Consider the following 16422-nt stretch of genomic DNA (forward strand, 5'->3'; position numbering starts at 1 on the left):
ACGACGGGGCCTTCTTGTTTGGTACTGTTGCTGGATCAGGCCGCCTCAAGTGCTTTTTCGATCTCCAGCACCGAATGGCCGGTGAGATCCTTGTCCAGTTCGCCGACGAGCACGGCCGAAAGCTGCTTGTGATAGCCTTTGCGCATTTCGCCGAGCGTCCGCGGCGCCGCAACGATCACCAGGTCCTTGATCTTGCCGTCGAGGACCTGGCGGTTGAGCATGTCGGTCACGCCACCGCTGAAGCCGTCCTCTTCCTGCTGGTCGTCATCCGGATTGGCAGCACTGCTGGGATGACGTCCGCCGGAAGCGATCTTCGAGCTGTCGATCTCCTCCGCCGGAATGGCCCGGAGCTTGATGTTCAGCGCATTGCCTTCGTTCTGGAACAGGCTCAGCTTCTCGCCATCAGCGACGGCAATCACGGCGTTCTGGGGCACTTGCATGGGCATTCTCCTTCATGGTCCGCGCGGCAGCCACGCAACGTGGTCGCCGCCATTGACCTGGAGTTAACCCCTTGAAAGAAGATGAGTTCCTTGTTCCATGCCGTGTCCAAGACAGCGCAATGCGGACACTCATCCGCGGCATCTAAAGGGGCTGAACGAGCTCGCAGCCCCGGCATTCATGGTTGCGATCGTCAGCCCGTTGGCGATCTCGATCTCCGCCTCGCTTTCCGGACAGGCATCGACATCGGCAAGGCAGCCGCTGTCGATGAAAGCCTGGTTCTGGGCGAGGAAGTGCTCGGACACGGCCTCACGGCCCACATGGTCGAGGATCTCGGCCAGCGCCTTGGCATAGACATCGCACTTCTTCGTCTGCCAGTCCGAGCGCTCCCCGACGACCGTGCCCGCCTCCTGCTCGGCCGCCGCCGCCTTGACGGCAATCATCGTGCTGCCGGCGAGAAACAGGGAGAACGCGAGGCTTAAGGAAAGGCTGAAGCGAGCTGTCATCGGTCTCATCGCTGATAGGTCTCGAAGATCGCCGCGCCGATCTCCGCAATCGCCGCATCCCGCACCTTCAGCGGATGATCAGTCCGGTCCATGTAGATGGCAACGATGAGAGGCGCCCCCTGAGGGGGCCGAACAAGGGCAATGACACCGCGCGTGCCATGGCCGCCAGCGCCGCTCCTGTCGGCAATCTGCCAGCCCTCGGGCAGCCTCGAGCGCAACAGCCCGCCGGCCACGGCATTGCCCGCCATCCACTCTTCCAGCTGGTCACGCGCCTGAGGCTCCAATACGTCCTGAAGCAACAGCCGGCGCAAGGTCTCGGCCATCGCTTGCGGTGTCGTCGTGTCGCGCGGATCGCCCGGCTTGGCTTCGTTGAGTTCAGGCTCGTACCGGTCGAGCCGCGTCGTTTCATCGCCGATCTGCCGCAGGAAGCCCGTCACCTCCGCCGGCCCACCCAGTGCCTTCAGGATAGCATTGGCGGCCGCATTGTCGCTGGTGCGCAGCGTCATTTCGCAAAGCGCGCGGGTGCTGATGCTCGTGCCGACACGCCTTTCCGTGACCGGAGAATACGGACGGAGATCCGCCTGTCGGATCGTCGTCTTCTTGGCAAGCACCGCCTCGCCGCGCGACAGCGCGGCCGCACAAGCAAACGCCTTGAAGGTGCTGGCCATGGCAAACCGCTCGTTCTGCCGGTAACCGGTGACGGTGCCATCGCCGGTATCGATGACGGTGAAACCCACCCGCATGTCGAGCTTCTGTTCGACGCGCTTGGCCGACGCCACGATCTCCTCCGGACCGGCCTCCGCGAAAGAGGGCAGGGCAGCGAGAACGATCAAGGGCAAAAGGAGGATGCGGATCCCGGTTGCGATCCGGTGGGGCGAATGAAGTGGTACTGAAATCATGCAAGTCTCCTGTTCGCCCTGCATCGAGGGCAAACAGGGCGGCAGCAAGGCGTGACCGGACCTTTCCCGTCTCGGCTTCAGGTCGGCATGCGGGCGCAGTCTCAGACTTCCTCGATCGCCTCGAGCTGCGTCTTCAGCCGCTTCAGGCTTTCCCGCAGGCTTTCGATCTCGCCGATGTCGCAGCCGAGCTGGCTGCCAATCGACTGGAAGACTTCCAGCGCGCGCGCCTTCAGCTGCCGGCCTTCTTCGGTCAGCGTGATGAAGACGACGCGCTCGTCGGCCGCATCGCGACGCCGCGCGACATAGTTGATCTGTTCGAGCCGCTTCAGGAGCGGAGAGAGCGTGCCGGAATCAAGCCCCACCTTCTCGCCAAGCGCCTTCACCGAGATGTCGTCCTCTTCCCACAGGGCCATCATCACCACATATTGCGGATAGGTGAGGCCAAGCGGCGAGAGCAGCGGCTTGTAGGCACGGGTGAAGGCATGCGCGGCGCCGTAAAGCGCGAAGCACAGCTGCCTGTCCAGCTTCAGTTCCTTTTCCAGCGTTTCCTTGTCCATAGCCCTTGATGAACCCCCATCGGCTTCTATTGTTTCCACAGTGACCAAAACGGCCGTGAATTTCAATGTGCAAAAAACAATTGCACACAATTCAATTGTGTTCTATATAGAAGCTCACCAACCCGAAAACAAGGAGAACACCCTATGGCTATTCTTTACACCGCACATGGACATGCCACCGGCGGCCGCTCCGGCCACGGCGCCTCTGACAACGGCGTTCTCGATGTGACGCTGACCACCCCGAAGGAACTCGGCGGCGACGGCGCGACCGGCACCAATCCCGAACAGCTTTTCGCCGTCGGTTACTCCGCCTGCTTCCTCGGGGCACTGAAGGCCGTCGCCGGCAAGGAAAAGGTGAAGATCCCGGAAAATGCCAAGGTCTCCGCCGACGTCGGCATCGGCCCGCGCGAAGACGGCACCGGCTTCGGCATCGAGGTGAAGCTCTCGGTTGAAATCCCCGGCATGGAGCGCGAACTGGCAGAGCGTCTGGTCGCCGCTGCCCATATCGTATGCCCCTACAGCCACGCCATGCGCACCTCGACCGAAGTGCCGGTCTCGGTCGTCTGATCGATCGCAATCGAGATTGTTAACCGCCCGAAGGCCGGCCTCGCGCCGGCCTTTTTGCGTTCGGGGCAGGGGGGGCGGGAACACTTGGCCGGGATTTCGGTTCGCTCTTGAGACCCACAAAACTCGAGGACAACCCCATGCACACGACCACGGCCAATGAAATCCATGAAGACGCCCGCCTCTCGCCGGATGCCCCGGTGGACGAGAGCACCCGTTACCAGATCCGCCACCGCTATCCCGCAGCCGCCTTCCGGGGCCCGCTTTTCGAGGGACGTGACCGGATTGCGCTTGGCATGGCGACCTTGATGCTGCTCGGACCGCTGGCCGCCATGCCGCTCGGCCTAGCAGGCTAAGGGCTTTATGCGCTGATTTCGAGCAGCCCCTGACGCAGCATCACCGGATCGCTTGCGATCCCGGCCTCGATCTCGGCATGCACCTCTTTCCAGATCGGCACGGCACTGGCGAGTGCCGCCGCCCCCTCGGCTGAGAGCTTCAGCCGCTTGCCGCGCTTGTCCTTCGGATCCGGCTCGATCGTCACCCATCCGCGGGCGGACAAGGGCTTCAGCGCCGCCGTCAGTGTCGTGCGATCCATGGCCAGAAGTCTGGCAACAGGTCCCATCGGCGGCGGCTCCGGCCGGTTCAAGGCCATCATCAGAGAAAACTGCTGGTTCGTCAGCCCCGTCGGCTTCAAGGCGAGATCGAAGCGTCGGGCAAGCGCCCGGGCTGCCCGCTGCGCATGCAGGCACAGACAGGTATCGCGCACATGAATGGTGGTGGAATAGGGAATCAGGGGCATGTTTGACATGGGCTAAATATGTTGATATCAACGTAAATGTCAAGAGGAGGATCAGAACAATGGAATATGCCGCCAAACTGGAGACGGAGGTCGATCCGGCCTCGCGTGTCGTCTCGCGCGAGGAATGGCTTGAGGCCCGCAAGGCCCTGCTGCAGCAGGAAAAGGAGCTCACCCGTCAGCGTGACCGGGTCAATGCCGCCCGTCTGGCGCTGCCATGGGTGAAGGTGGAGAAAGACTACCGCTTTGAGACGTCGTCAGGCGAAAAGACGCTGTCGGATCTCTTCGACGGCCGCAGCCAGCTGATGATCGACCATTTCATGTTTCATCCCGATTGGGATGCCGGCTGCGAGGGCTGCTCCTTCTTCGCCGACCACATCGACGGCATGCTGCCCCACCTCAACAATCACGACGTGACCCTTGTGGCCGTATCGCGCGCGCCGATCGAGAAGATCGAAGCCTATAAGCGCCGCATGAACTGGCATTTTCCCTGGGTCTCGTCCTTCGGCAGCGATTTCAACTATGACTTCCACGTCTCCTTCACCAAGGAAGAGCTCGCCTCCGGATCGGTGAACTACAACTTCCGCCAGACCCCGAGCGAGCAGGCCTTCGACGAACTCCCCGGCCTCTCCGCCTTCTACAAGAACGAGAAGGGCGAGATCTTCCATACCTATTCGCAATATGCCCGCGGCGGCGAAGAGGCGCTCGGCGCGCTGATGATCCTCGATCATGCCCCGCTTGGCCGAAACGAGACGGGCACGCTGAGTTTCGTCAAGCGCAAGGACGAGTATGTCGCAAAGCCGGCCGCATCGTCCGGCTGCTGCCACTGAGGGAGAAAAGGTCATGGAATTTCCCAAACCGAGCGAACACCACAAGGTGCTCGACCGCCTCGTCGGTGACTGGCTCTATGTCACCTCCAGCGCGGTAGAAGGGTATGATCCGGAAGATCCCTTGAAACGCTGGACCGAGAAGGTCCGTTCCATCGGCGGCCGCTGGGTCGTGGCCGAAGGGCAGGGCGGCATGGGTGACGATACCGCCACCATGATCATGACCCTCGGCTATGATCCGCGCAGCGGCCACTATGTCGGCAGCTGGATCGGCTCGATGATGGACACGTTCTGGGTCTACAAGGGCTGGCTCGAGGACGAGGGGCAGACGCTGGTGCTGGAGGCCGAGGGCCCGAGCATGCAGGACCCAGAACGCACCGAGCTTTATCGCGACGTCATCCACTTCATTGATGATGACACGCGCAGCTTCTCCGGCAGCGTTCGCCAGCCGGACGGCAGTTTCAAGACCTTCATGACCAGCCAGGCAAAACGCATCGGCTGAAGCCGGGCATCACAAGAGAGAGGGACAACGCATGCATGGCACATTCATCTGGCATGAACTGATGACCCCGGACCCGGCCGCAGCCAAGGCCTTTTACGGCCCGCTCCTCGGATGGGAACCGACCGACATGGACATGGAAGGCTTCACCTACACCACCTTTGCCGTGCCGGGCTTTCCCTCGGGCGTCGCGGGCATGATGGCGCTGACCGACGAGATGAAGGGGCAGGGCATTCCGCCCAACTGGACCGGCTACATTGCCGTCGACGATGTCGACAAGACCGCCGCGGAATACGAGGCAGAAGGCGGTGCGGTCCATCGCGCGCCGGAAGACATCCCCGGCATCGGCCGCTTCGCCGTCGTCGCCGATCCGCAAGGCGCGGTCGTCTGCATCATGACCCCGAAAATGCCCGACGGCGAGACCGGCAGTTGGCCAACCCCCGGCAGCACTGGCACGGTCGGCTGGAACGAGCTGATGGCCGGCGACTGGGAGAAAGTCTGGGATTTCTACGCCACCCGTTTCGGCTGGGAAAAGGACATGGCCGTCGACATGGACGCCATGGGCATCTACCAGACCTTCAAGCTCGGCGATCGCGGGATCGGCGGCATGATGACCAAGCGTCCGGAAATGCCCATGCCCTATTGGGGCTTCTACTTCATCGTCCCGGCCATCGATGCTGCGATCGAGAAGATGCAGTCGCTCGGCGGTGAGCTATTGATGGGCCCGCATCAGGTCCCCGGCGGCTCCTGGATTGCTGCCTGCGTCGACCCCCAGGGCGCCTATTTCAACCTGACGGCCGCGCAAAAGTGACAGGCAAAAGGCCGGAGCACGTATCGCGCTCCGGCCTTTGAACTGGTCTGCTGAAGGATTTCTCGAGCGCCGGCCTCAGCCGCGCTTCACGGCCTTCTTGACGGCGCGCTTCTTCGGCGCGGGCGCCTGTTCGGCCTCAAGCGCCTCGCGTTCCAGACGCAGCGCCTTCAGCGCTTCGGTCTTGCGTTCGCGCGCGGTTGCTTCCTGCGCGATCAGGGAACGGGCGACACTGTCGGTGGTCGCGGCCTTGTCCTGCGGCGAAATCTTCTCGGGCTTGAAGAATGTCTCTTTGGTGGCGGTCATGTCCGGGTCCTTCCTGCAGCCTGGCTGCCTGTCGCGGCATGGGTGGAGGGGGATGGCTTCAGTCCAGGGGACCGGAACCGGGTGACGGAGGAAGGCGTCGCGCTTTCCTCGGGCAGACATCCGCGCGCCCGAAGGCGCACGGAGGGTGTCGGCATCAGCGCGCGCGCACAGCCTTCTTCGGCGACGGCAGCAGGCCTTCGCGCTGCATCTTCTTGCGCGCGAGCTTGCGCTGGCGGCGAACGGCTTCAGCCTTTTCGCGAACGCGCTTTTCAGACGGCTTTTCAAAGGCGCTGCGGGCCTTCATTTCGCGAAACAGGCCTTCGCGCTGCATCTTCTTCTTCAGCACGCGGAGTGCCTGGTCGACATTGTTGTCACGAACGAGAACTTGCACGGTCGTTTCCTTTCCGGGCTTTGGGCCCGATTGATCTGGAGTTGCGAAAAGGGGATACGCTAGGCTAACGCGCCAGGCCCCGGCGGAGATCCCGAACAGGTCGGGAAAGATGGCAAGCGAAACGCAGGAAGCGTTCGAAGCAAACAAAAAAGGCCGGGCGAAACCCGACCTTCCCTCGCCACTCAGCCCCCCTCTGCCAGTACTTCCGTGGTCAGCGGGGCGAGCGACAAAATATTAAGCGGCGCGCAGGTTGTCGGCCGAGCTCTTGCCCGAGCGCTTGTCCTGGACGATGTCGTACGAGATCTTCTGGCCTTCGACCAGATCACGCATGCCGGCACGCTGAACGGCGGAGATGTGGACGAACACGTCGGCAGAGCCTTCATCCGGCTGGATGAAACCAAAACCCTTGGTGCTGTTGAACCACTTAACGGTACCTGTGTTCATAACGATTTCCTTTCAATCGTTGGAGATGCCGGCGAGACATTCGCACGGCGGGTATATCGACGTTGAAGGAAATCTGGCGTGCGCCGGAGGCGCGTAGACAAAGTCGCTCGCAATCTTCGATAGCGTCAATATAGGGGCTCAAAGCCCCTGACACAAGCTCAAATGGCCAAAGCCGCCTACAGGCCCCCGCCACGACCGGGGTCGAACCGGCCCAACGACCTGATATGATTGCCACAATCGCGGTCGGTCGCCTTACTGAAAAATGAATCCGGAGGCCAGATCGAAGAGCCGGTTCGGCGATTTTTATCCATATCGGAAAATTGCGATGATTTTGTTCGCCGGAAGCGCAGTTCCCACAAAAACAGTACGAGAATTTTCACGCGCGATAGTTAGGAACAGGCCGGTCGGCGCTGCGCTTCAGTATGTTGCGCCGGCCTGTCCTCACTCATCCACGGGCTCATCCGATGAACAAGTTTCTCGCCGCCACCGCCATTCTCCTGATCACCGCCACGACCTCCGTCGCCGGCACTTTCTCCTTCCCGTCCGACGATCCGGCCGCTTCCGTTGAAATCCCTGACGATTGGCAGCCGAACGAGACCGATTACGGTGTCGAAGGCAATTCGCCCGACGCCGGCACCTATATCTCCTTCGATGTCGCCGGTGACGAGGACATGGACCAGGTCATGACCGACGTCTTCGCCTTCCTCGAAGAAAACGGCGTCGTGCCCGATCCGGCAAGCCAGCACGAATCGAAGGATCAGCTGAACGGCATGCCGTTCCAGACCATCGACTGGAAGGGCACTGACAAGGACGGCCCCGTCTCGATCGGCGTCGGCATCATCGGCCTCTCCGAAGAAAAGATCGCCATCGTCACCTATTGGGCATCGACGGAAACCGAAGCGGAGAACATGCCCGAAGTCGGCAAGATCCTCGCTACGCTGAAGCCGGTGAACTGAGCCAGCGGCTGCCTGCCTTCCGAAGCCAACACCATGACACCCCGCATGTTCAGCGCGGGGTGTTTTGCATCTACGCTCGCATCGATTTGACAGGTGCGGTGAAAGCATAGCCCCGCCCGTAGATCATCTTGACCGGGAGCGGCCGTCCGCAATGGCCCTGCACCTTGCGTCGCAGCCGGCTGACGACGGAGTCGAGATGACGGCTATCCCAATGGGGAATTGGCCGCGCAATCTGGCGGACAAGATCATCGCGCGAGATCGGCTCGCCTGCGCGCTCCAGCACCAGGGCGAGGAAGGCGAACTCCGTCGCGGTCAGTCGGGTGACGCAGCCGTCTGGCGCGGTCAACTGCCAGCCCTCGCGGTCGAGTGACCACGCATCCCGGGCGCCCACCGATTCGGAGCCTTGCCCCGCGCGGGCAGACAATCGACGCGCAAGGCTCAGCACTGCAGCTTCGATCTCGCGCAGTGTCGCCTGCTTCATCAGGTAGATGTCGGCCCCCGCCTCGAAGCCCCGAATGCGATCTTCAGGTTCGGCAAGTGCCGTCAGCATGATGATGCCGAAGTCCGCAGTTCGGCGGATCTCTTCGGCCAATTCAAAGCCATCCGCGTCCGGTAGTCCGACGTCGAGAATGACGATCTCGGGAGCATCTGCCGCAACGGCGTCCCGGAAGCTGGCGCCATTGCCAACGCCGCGGGCATTCAGTCCCTTGAGTGTGAGATAATCGACGAGATCGGCGCGCAGGGACGGCTCGTCTTCGACCACGAGGACAGAAATCATGACGGATCCTGGATTGGTGTAGGCCGGGCGGCGAGCGGCAGGCGGACCTCGGCGATCGTGCCGCCGCCTTCGCGGTCAGAAAGCGAAATTGTACCCGCGTGATAATCGATCAGCTTGCGGGCGCTGTAGAGGCCGATACCAACCCCGGCCGTATCGGTGGTATTGGCGCCGCGATAGAATCGCTGGCCGATCTTGCGGCTGTCCGTTTCAACGATGCCGATTCCTTTGTCGGCAACACGAAAGACAAGTTTTCCGTCAAGAACGCTGACGCTCAGGCTGACGGTCTCTTCGGCGCGTGAGTATTTGAGGCCGTTGTCGATGAGGTTGGTCAGAACCGTCACCATCATCGCCCGATCAAATGGAGCTGCAATTGCGGCATGATCACGCGATATCTTTAGGCGGCCATCCTGCTGAACGGCGACAAAGTGTTGCCGGACATCGTCCAGAAGAGCGTCAATCGCCGTCATCTCGATCTCGGGCCCGATGATCTGGTGGCGTTCCGTAATCAGGAAGCGATCAATCAGGCCGAAAAGGCCCGCTGCCGCTGAGGCGATCTTTGCCAGCCGGTCGCGAATGGATGGGGCTGGTTCCTCGAGCGTCAGCGCGATCATTTCGGCGGAGCGGCTGATCACGGCAAGCGGCGTGCGCAACTCGTGACTGACCAGCCGCACGAATTGATACTGCTCCTCGCGCAGCGTCGTCTCCGCCGCCAGGCGCTCGGAAAGCTCCTCCTGCAGCCGCCGCCGTTCCGCCACTTCGGCTTCGAGCGCTTCGACCGAGGTGGTCAGCGAATGCGCATACTGCATGACGAGCGTCACCAGCATGAAGAGATTGAGTAGGCTGAAGAACAGGCCCCACTCGAGGAACATCCAGGCCTGTACTGGGTCGTCGAGCAATTGTGCCTGAGGCGGTGCCTTGAAGAATTGCGCGCCGCTGCGGACAAACAGGACCAGGACATGCAGGGCCATGACGATCAGGATCGTCACCCGTAGCAGTTTCGGTTGGAGCATGTCCTCTGCCACCGCACGCGAAATGACGATCAGCACGATCAGCGCCACGAGATTGACCGTATGCACTCGGATGGCAACATTCTCGGGCGTCGTGTCGAAACCATAGGCGAAGCCGGCAACGGTGATCCCGATGCAGGCTGCAAGCACCCGGAAGCTGAAGCGTTTGCGCATCAGCTCCAGATAGCCTGCCACAAGCAGAAGGATGCCCGTCATGACGAGCGTGTTGTCCGTCAGAAGATAGAGCGCACTGGGATCTGGCCCCCGCATTCCGATCCGCCAGAAGCCAAGAGCGCCGCAGAGCGACCCGAAGACGATGAGCTTCGGCCCGGCAAGCCGCGGACGCAGCATGGCCAGGATGATCCAGATGATGGCGTTGAGGACCTTTCCTGCGACGACGCTTGTCAGTGCGGTCACCGGATCGAGGGCGGGTAGCATCTTGAGCCAAGTAATGTAAGTTTTCGTGAAAGTATTGCTTCGCGATCATTAGCTTCGTCGCGGAAGAGTTTCTGTGTCGTCCGTCACAGATGCTTGCGTAAAGAGCCTGCCGACAGAATTGGACAGAATTGATCCGAATTCGTTCGTGGCAAGCCGAGCAACCTTCCTCCAAAAACCGGTCGACGGCGCGGAAAGCGCCAGAAGAACTGCTTGAGAGGATCATTATGAAACCCTTTACGCCAGCCCATGGCACGACGCCGCGCCGCCGGATCCGCACCGGCCTCTTGCTCGCCTCGACGGCCATGACGTTCGTCGTTGCTGGTCCGGCGGCGGCCAACGACGTCAACGGCACCGTGATCTGGAACGCCGATTTCAACTATGGAGGCCACATTCTGGTGGGCAACGGCACCACGGGCTTGATGATCGTCGAGGATGGCGCCGAGGTTCTCAATACATCTGCCTTTGTCGGGGCGAGCAGCAGCATGACTTCGCCGAATGGCGAGGTGATCGTCCGAGGCGCCGGCTCGTCCTGGCTGAGTTCCGGTGAAGTATATGTCGGTTACGGGAGCGATGGGCTGTTGCAGGTGCTCGACGGCGGTTATGTCGCCGTCGCGGGCTCTATGCACGTGGGTGCCTCGTCGGGGCGAGGCGATGTCATCATCGATGGGGGCTCGCGCTTGGAGATCGTCGGCGGCGATCTGATCCTCGGCGGCAATAGTTATGGTACGGTAACGGTCTCTGGCGGCTCGACCCTTGCCGTGGGTGGCGGAACTGGCGACATCGTCCTGGGTAGTTCATCGTCGGCTGCTGAGCTTAACATAGGCGCGGGTGGCGGCACAGTCAGTGCAGGTGCCGTTCAGTTCTCGAACTCGACGTCCTCATTGGTCTTTGATCATGGTCTTTCGTCGTTCACATTCGATACGAAACTTGAGGGCGGTGGGCAGATATTCAATGACAGCGGCACCACGCTCCTCAGCAGTGATGTCCAAGACTTCGCCGGAACGGTGTATGTTCGGGGAGGAGCGCTCATTCTAGACAATCTCGCGATCAGCGGCGCGGGGGTTGTTTTCGGCGGCGCTCTCGGTGGAATCGGTTCGCTCTCGGGCGTGATGTACGTCCAGAACGGCGCGACGCTAGCGCCAGGCAGCAGTGCGGGGATTGGTCAGCTCGACGTCGGCGGCAACGTGAACTTATTCACCGGCTCGACCTACGAGGTGCATGTCGACAGCGCCGGCAATGCCGACAAGGTCGTCAGCGGCGGCGGCGTCTATATTGATACTGGCGTCACGCTCAACGTCCTGGCGCAGAACGGTACGGACACCGGGTCAACCTACAATCCGTCCACGACCTATACCATTCTTGAGGCCGGTTCCAGCCTCACGGGCACCTTCGACACCGTCAACGAGAACTTCGCCTATCTCGATGCCAATGTCACCTATGATGCGACCAAGGCCTATCTGACACTCACCCGTTGTGTTAGCTGCGGCACCTTCGCCTCGCTGGCCAATACGCCAAACCAGTCGGCGGTTGCCGGTGCCATCGAAAGTCAGGGATCAGGCGCCCTCTACAACGCCATCCTCGCTTTGCCTGTCGGCGAGCCCGGTGCGGCCTTCGAACAGCTCTCCGGTGCCGCACATGCCTCCGTCGAGACTGGCTATCTCGACCGGAGCCGCCTGACCCGAGACGTCATCTCCAACCGCCTGCGCGATGCCTTCGAAGGCGTCGGCGCACCTGCCAAGGGAGAGCGCATCGCTGGCTATGACAAGGCGCCGCAGCAGCTTCTGCCGCGGGACAACCAGCCGAACGGCGTCTGGATGAGTGGTTTTGGCGCTTGGGGCCGGTATGACGGGGAGGGCACCGGCTCGAACTTCGATGTCGATGGCGGCGGCGTGCTCTTCGGTGGCGACCGCGAGCTCGAAAACGGCTGGCGCCTCGGTGTTGCCGGCGGCTATTCGCGGGAAAGCTTCGGGGCCGACGGCGTCTCGGCCAGCGGCTCCGCCGACAGCTACCATCTCGCCGCCTATGCGGGCCGTCGGGCCGGGCCGCTCGGCCTGAAATTCGGCGCCGCCTATGGCTGGTCGGCCATCGAGACCGAGCGCAATGTCGCTTTCACCGGCTTCTCGGACACCTTGACCGCCGATTACAACGCCCGCACCGCCCAGGTCTTCGCCGAAACCTCCTGGCGCATCGACCGCGACCTCTGGCATTTCGAGCCCTTTGCCGGCCTCGCTTATGTTCATGTCGACCGCGACGGCTTCACCGAGCAGGGCGGTGTCGCAGCGCTGACCGCCGATGCTCATTCTGCCGGCCAGTGGCAATCGACACTTGGCGTCAAGGTCGATCGTGACATCGCGGTCAATGGCGCACTCGGCAAGGTAAAGGGCTCGCTCGGCTGGCGCCACGCCTTCGGCGACACGGCGACGGAGGCAAGCTACGGTTTCGCCACCGGCGATACTTTTTCCGTCGCATCCGCCGCCATGGCGCGTGATACGGCGCTCGTCGGCGCCGGTGTCGAGTTCGAGCTCGGCAAGGCCTCGACCGTCTCCTTGTCCTATACCGGCCAGTTTGGCCAGGAGGGTTCCGAGCATCTGGTTTCTGGCAATCTCGGTCTGCGCTTCTGAGCCTCTGACCGTTAAGCTCACCTCGGCCTTCGGGCCGGGGTTGGGGGTCGCCAATCACCCCGGCGGCCCCCTTTGTTGTCACCGGGCTGCGCATTCCCCCGCTCATTCGCGCCTCGGCGAAATGCCGCAGGTTGCTTGAGGCCGATGTTCCATGGCGACAAGGCGGCGCTGATCTGTTAGGAGACCCACGCCCGCTGAGGAGTGGCGGGCGATTTTCAAGCCACGAAAGCCAGCCTGTCATGACCATTGCTGAGGGCCTCTCCTTCGGATGCCCCCTGTCGCGCGCCCCGATCCTGGGCGCATCCAGCCTCTTCGCTGCCTTCCTTTCTCGCATCCATCCGTCGGAGGTCCGCCTGTGAGTGCTGCATTCGACTATCGCGACGAACAGATGGCCGAGGAGACGACACCCGATGCCAAGACCTGGCTGAAGATCGTCAATGCCTATCGCAAGCCCAACCTGACGCGCTCGAGTTTTGAGCTCGGCGTAACACTTGTGCCTTTCATCCTGCTCTGGCTCGGCGCCTGGGCAAGCTTCGAATTTTCCTTCTGGCCGGGGCTCGTGCTCGTCGTGCCGGCCGCTGCCTTCCTGCTGCGCCTCTTCATCATCCAGCACGACTGCGGCCACGGAGCCTTCTTCGCCCGCCGCTCGGTCGACGACTGGACCGGCCGCCTGCTCGGTGTCCTGACCTTCACGCCCTACGACTACTGGCGCCGGGCGCATGCCGAACACCATGCCACCGCCGGCAATCTCGAAGAACGCGGCGTCGGCGACATCACCACGCTGACCGTCTCCGAATATCGCGCTCTGCCGCGCTGGAAGAAGCTCGGCTACCGCCTCTATCGCAACCCTCTCGTGCTCTTCGGCATCGGCCCGATCTGGGTCTTCCTCCTGAAACAGCGTCTGCCCTTCGGCATGATGAAGGACGGCGCTTTGCCCTGGGTCTCGACCATGGCCACCAACGCCGGCATGGTCGCGATGGCCGCGCTGATGATCTGGCTTGCCGGTCTCGATACCTTCCTGATCGTGCATCTGCCGATCGTCCTGCTCGCAGGAGCCCTTGGCATCTGGCTCTTTTATGTCCAGCACCAGTTTGAAGACACCCATTGGTCGGCCCCGCCGGAATGGCAGTTCCAACACGCCGCCCTGCATGGCGCCTCGCATTACGACCTACCCTGGGGCCTGCGCTGGCTGACCGGCCATATCGGCGTGCACCACGTGCATCACCTTTCCAGCAAGATCCCCTTCTACCGACTGCCGGAAGTCCTGCGCGACCACCCGGAGCTGAAGTCGATCAGCCGCATCACGCTGAGGGAAAGCCTCGCCTGCGTGAAACTCGTCCTCTGGGACGAAGCCCGCGGCCGTCTGGTGTCGTTCCGCGAAGCGCGGCGGATGGCTGTCGTCGCCTGATCTCTGCAGTACGATCTGGAAATCGGGACGCCCGTTGCTCAGCCGAGCAGCGGGCGTTTTTTTCTCTATGATGGCAAATGAGACCGCAGCTCAGCTTTTCGTACCCGTCTCCCAACCCGCCACCCATAGTTTGCGCAGCCTGTCGCCCTCGCGGCGAAAATGCGTTGCCGTTGCGCGGCAGTCTCTGATCCTGTCGACCCGGAAATTCCTAATCCCCTCCCGCAACTCGCACCAGCCGACGATCACAGCCGCGTCGGCATAATGAATGACGGCGATCGGCTTGATCGTCCGTGTGGTCGCCTGCTGCTGTTCGTTGACATAGTCGATCTCGAGCTTCTCCTCGTCGCGGATCGCCCGGCGGATCATCGCAAAGTCGATGGCCTCGGGCGCTTCCGCGACGCGGCCCCAGGCATAAAGCGTGCGCGAGATCATGGCCTCGCGCAAAGGATCGGGAAGGGCAGCCGCGATCTTGTCCAGCACCCGCGCGGAGGCGTCGCGCAGCTCAGGGTCGGCTGTCCGCTTCGTCAGCGCCATGCCCAAGACGATCGCCTCGGTCTCCTCGGCTGAAAACATCAGCGGCGGCAGGTGAAATCCGGGGCGCAGGATATAGCCGATGCCGCGCTCACCCTCGATCGGCACGCGCATCGCCTGAAGGGCGGCGATATCGCGATAGATCGACCGCTGCGTGACCTCGAGCTTCTCCGCGATCTGCTGCGCGGTAATCGGGTGGTCCGCCAGGCGCAGGATCTGGATGATCTCGAACAGCCGGGAAGCCTTGCGCATGCGATGTCCTCGTCACAACTGACACACCTCTGTCAGTTGGCTCCCGGTATAGCATGGCGCAACAGGCTGAAAAACAGGTGAGAATCTGGGTCAGCCATCCATCGCGCAACCGAGACAACTGACATGGCCTATGCCGAAAATCTCTGGCTTTTCACCCTCCTGCTCGCGGGCATCATCGTCGTGCCCGGCATGGACATGATCTTCGTCATCGCCAATGGCCTGACCGGCGGTCGACGCGCCGGCATTGCCGCCACCTCCGGCATCATGCTCGGCGGCGCCTTCCACACCCTCTTCGGCACTATTGCCGTCACGGCCCTCTCGACGTTGGTGCCGCAGCTTGCCGGCCCCATGCTGGTGATCGGTTCCGCCTATATGATCTGGATCGGTTATACGCTGGCCAGAAGCGCCATCGTCATCGACGGCATCGAGGCGTCGAAGCTGCACCGGACGGTCCGCATCTTCAGCCAGGGCCTGATCACCTGCCTGCTCAACCCGAAGGCCTGGCTCTTCATCCTCGCCGTCTATCCGCAATTCATGCGCCCCGAATACGGCCCCTTCTGGCGCCAGGCGCTGATCATGGGTGCTCTGACCTTAATCCTGCAGGCAACCGTCTATGGCGGACTGGCCATCGCGGCGGCCAAGGGGAGGGATGCGCTCACCGCGAAACCTGAAGTCACGATCTGGATCGGCCGCGCCGCCGGCTGGCTGCTGGTGGCTGTGGCGGCGCTGATGCTGGTGGAAGGGTGGCGAAGTTGGTGACGGTTCGGGAAGGCAGTCGGCGCCCTACAGTCCCACCGCCTTGCGCAAGGCCTCGTTCATCCGCGACTGCCAGCCATCGCCGGTCGCCTTGAACCGGTCGATGACCTCCTGGTCGAGCCTCAGGCTGATCGCCTTCTTCGGCGTTTCGGCCTTGGGGCGCCCCAGCTTGCGGTCGATCGAGGCAGCAAGTTCGGGAAACACCTCGCGGAAGGGACGCAGTTCCTTCAACTCCTCCTCGGTCATCTCCGGATTGTCAGGATCAGACGCAATCATCGCCTGGATCTCTGCCTCTTCCGCATCCGTAAGTGGCCGGGTCGATGAGAATTTGCCCTTCATATCTCGCTCCTTTCCTTCCGGCTGGCCGGTCGCATGGAGATAATGGAGATCGCCTCGCGTCCCATTGGCAAAAAGACAACCGCGACGATGATGCGCCCTTGGAACTCACCGATCGCGATGGCCCGACCGGTCTTTGCCACCCGGATCGAAGCGCTCAGGAAGAACGACACGTCCAGATCCGCGAAGTCCAAGCCGTGCTTCGCCAGATTCTGCTGCCGCTTCGGTTCATCCCAGACGATCACCATAGTTTATGTATATACGGAAAATCCGCAAGCCGGCATCCTTGCTTTTGAGGGGAAAC

At 62.1% G+C, this 16422-nt stretch carries 22 protein-coding genes; 9 read left to right on the top strand and 13 right to left on the bottom strand.

Annotated features, from left to right (window positions below; translation table 11 throughout):
- Window positions 1–35: 35 nt before the first annotated feature.
- From FAA86_RS04050 to FAA86_RS04065, 4 genes are all read right to left on the bottom strand, one after another.
- On the bottom strand, window positions 36–440 hold the full coding sequence (locus tag FAA86_RS04050) for a host attachment family protein (protein ID WP_136538489.1): 405 nt from the start codon (window positions 438–440) through the stop codon (window positions 36–38).
- Between the two features lie 129 nt (window positions 441–569).
- Window positions 570–944, bottom strand: a complete 375-nt coding sequence (locus FAA86_RS04055; RefSeq protein WP_136538490.1) for a hypothetical protein — start codon at window positions 942–944, stop codon at window positions 570–572.
- Window positions 945–949: 5 nt separating this feature from the next.
- On the bottom strand, window positions 950–1843 hold the full coding sequence (bla, locus tag FAA86_RS04060; protein WP_136538491.1) for a class A beta-lactamase: 894 nt from the start codon (window positions 1841–1843) through the stop codon (window positions 950–952).
- A gap of 101 nt (window positions 1844–1944) precedes the next feature.
- Window positions 1945–2400: a MarR family winged helix-turn-helix transcriptional regulator gene (locus tag FAA86_RS04065; RefSeq protein ID WP_136538492.1), complete on the bottom strand. Its 456-nt coding sequence runs from the start codon at window positions 2398–2400 to the stop codon at window positions 1945–1947.
- A gap of 144 nt (window positions 2401–2544) precedes the next feature.
- Between FAA86_RS04065 and FAA86_RS04070 the strand changes: the two genes are divergently transcribed.
- Together FAA86_RS04070 and FAA86_RS04075 are read left to right on the top strand one after the other, a co-directional pair.
- Window positions 2545–2967, top strand: coding sequence for an organic hydroperoxide resistance protein (locus FAA86_RS04070; protein WP_113460538.1), 423 nt, complete (start codon window positions 2545–2547; stop codon window positions 2965–2967).
- Between the two features lie 137 nt (window positions 2968–3104).
- Window positions 3105–3320: a hypothetical protein gene (locus FAA86_RS04075; protein ID WP_136538493.1), complete on the top strand. Its 216-nt coding sequence runs from the start codon at window positions 3105–3107 to the stop codon at window positions 3318–3320.
- A gap of 5 nt (window positions 3321–3325) precedes the next feature.
- On the opposite strand, the gene FAA86_RS04080 is transcribed toward FAA86_RS04075, so the two are convergent.
- Window positions 3326–3772: a MarR family winged helix-turn-helix transcriptional regulator gene (locus FAA86_RS04080; RefSeq protein WP_136538494.1), complete on the bottom strand. Its 447-nt coding sequence runs from the start codon at window positions 3770–3772 to the stop codon at window positions 3326–3328.
- A gap of 50 nt (window positions 3773–3822) precedes the next feature.
- On the opposite strand from FAA86_RS04080, the gene FAA86_RS04085 reads away from it, so the two are divergent.
- From FAA86_RS04085 to FAA86_RS04095, 3 genes are read left to right on the top strand one after another with little or no spacing between them, the layout of a single operon-like run.
- Complete coding sequence (locus tag FAA86_RS04085; protein ID WP_136538495.1) at window positions 3823–4590, top strand: DUF899 domain-containing protein; 768 nt, start codon at window positions 3823–3825, stop codon at window positions 4588–4590.
- A 13-nt stretch (window positions 4591–4603) separates the two neighbouring features.
- Window positions 4604–5089, top strand: coding sequence for a DUF1579 domain-containing protein (locus FAA86_RS04090; RefSeq protein ID WP_136538496.1), 486 nt, complete (start codon window positions 4604–4606; stop codon window positions 5087–5089).
- Window positions 5090–5120: 31 nt separating this feature from the next.
- The gene (locus tag FAA86_RS04095) at window positions 5121–5897 is read left to right on the top strand and encodes a VOC family protein (RefSeq protein WP_136538497.1); all 777 of its coding nucleotides are present in this window, start codon (window positions 5121–5123) and stop codon (window positions 5895–5897) included.
- 75 nt (window positions 5898–5972) lie between these two features.
- On the opposite strand, the gene FAA86_RS04100 is transcribed toward FAA86_RS04095, so the two are convergent.
- The 3 genes from FAA86_RS04100 to FAA86_RS04110 all read right to left on the bottom strand — a co-directional run bounded on the left by FAA86_RS04100 (window position 5973) and on the right by FAA86_RS04110 (window position 7035).
- The gene (locus tag FAA86_RS04100) at window positions 5973–6200 is read right to left on the bottom strand and encodes a hypothetical protein (RefSeq protein WP_136538498.1); all 228 of its coding nucleotides are present in this window, start codon (window positions 6198–6200) and stop codon (window positions 5973–5975) included.
- Window positions 6201–6354: 154 nt separating this feature from the next.
- A complete protein-coding gene (rpsU, locus tag FAA86_RS04105) occupies window positions 6355–6591 on the bottom strand; it encodes a 30S ribosomal protein S21 (protein WP_113461985.1) in 237 nt (78 codons plus the stop codon).
- 234 nt (window positions 6592–6825) lie between these two features.
- Window positions 6826–7035, bottom strand: coding sequence for a cold-shock protein (locus FAA86_RS04110; RefSeq protein WP_113461984.1), 210 nt, complete (start codon window positions 7033–7035; stop codon window positions 6826–6828).
- Between the two features lie 464 nt (window positions 7036–7499).
- Here FAA86_RS04110 and FAA86_RS04115 point away from each other — a divergent pair, with 464 nt between their 5' ends.
- Entirely contained in the window at window positions 7500–7991 is a 492-nt protein-coding gene (locus FAA86_RS04115; RefSeq protein WP_113461983.1) for a histidine kinase, read from the top strand.
- 70 nt (window positions 7992–8061) lie between these two features.
- On the opposite strand, the gene FAA86_RS04120 is transcribed toward FAA86_RS04115, so the two are convergent.
- Together FAA86_RS04120 and FAA86_RS04125 are read right to left on the bottom strand one after the other, a co-directional pair.
- The gene (locus tag FAA86_RS04120) at window positions 8062–8769 is read right to left on the bottom strand and encodes a response regulator transcription factor (RefSeq protein WP_136538499.1); all 708 of its coding nucleotides are present in this window, start codon (window positions 8767–8769) and stop codon (window positions 8062–8064) included.
- Complete coding sequence (locus FAA86_RS04125; RefSeq protein ID WP_136538500.1) at window positions 8766–10214, bottom strand: sensor histidine kinase; 1449 nt, start codon at window positions 10212–10214, stop codon at window positions 8766–8768. The genes FAA86_RS04120 and FAA86_RS04125 overlap by 4 nt, the downstream gene beginning before the upstream one ends.
- A gap of 224 nt (window positions 10215–10438) precedes the next feature.
- Between FAA86_RS04125 and FAA86_RS04130 the strand changes: the two genes are divergently transcribed.
- Window positions 10439–12835 carry an autotransporter outer membrane beta-barrel domain-containing protein gene (locus FAA86_RS04130; RefSeq protein ID WP_136538501.1) on the top strand — a complete coding sequence of 799 codons (2397 nt, stop codon included), beginning with the start codon at window positions 10439–10441 and terminating at the stop codon, window positions 12833–12835.
- Window positions 12836–13223: 388 nt separating this feature from the next.
- A complete protein-coding gene (locus tag FAA86_RS04135; protein ID WP_136538989.1) occupies window positions 13224–14243 on the top strand; it encodes a fatty acid desaturase in 1020 nt (339 codons plus the stop codon).
- A 90-nt stretch (window positions 14244–14333) separates the two neighbouring features.
- Here the strand turns inward: FAA86_RS04135 and FAA86_RS04140 are convergent, their stop codons facing one another.
- Window positions 14334–15026: a helix-turn-helix transcriptional regulator gene (locus FAA86_RS04140; RefSeq protein ID WP_136538502.1), complete on the bottom strand. Its 693-nt coding sequence runs from the start codon at window positions 15024–15026 to the stop codon at window positions 14334–14336.
- Window positions 15027–15149: 123 nt separating this feature from the next.
- Here FAA86_RS04140 and FAA86_RS04145 point away from each other — a divergent pair, with 123 nt between their 5' ends.
- Window positions 15150–15785, top strand: coding sequence for a LysE family translocator (locus FAA86_RS04145; protein WP_136538503.1), 636 nt, complete (start codon window positions 15150–15152; stop codon window positions 15783–15785).
- A 24-nt stretch (window positions 15786–15809) separates the two neighbouring features.
- On the opposite strand, the gene FAA86_RS04150 is transcribed toward FAA86_RS04145, so the two are convergent.
- Together FAA86_RS04150 and FAA86_RS04155 are read right to left on the bottom strand one after the other, a co-directional pair.
- Window positions 15810–16121 carry a BrnA antitoxin family protein gene (locus FAA86_RS04150; RefSeq protein WP_136538504.1) on the bottom strand — a complete coding sequence of 104 codons (312 nt, stop codon included), beginning with the start codon at window positions 16119–16121 and terminating at the stop codon, window positions 15810–15812.
- Window positions 16118–16366 (bottom strand): BrnT family toxin, encoded by a 249-nt coding sequence (locus FAA86_RS04155; protein ID WP_136538505.1) that lies wholly within the window; start codon window positions 16364–16366, stop codon window positions 16118–16120. The genes FAA86_RS04150 and FAA86_RS04155 overlap by 4 nt, the downstream gene beginning before the upstream one ends.
- Window positions 16367–16422 lie beyond the last annotated feature (56 nt).

The organism is Rhizobium rosettiformans W3 (assembly GCF_004912135.1).
GTDB lineage: Bacteria > Pseudomonadota > Alphaproteobacteria > Rhizobiales > Rhizobiaceae > Allorhizobium > Allorhizobium rosettiformans.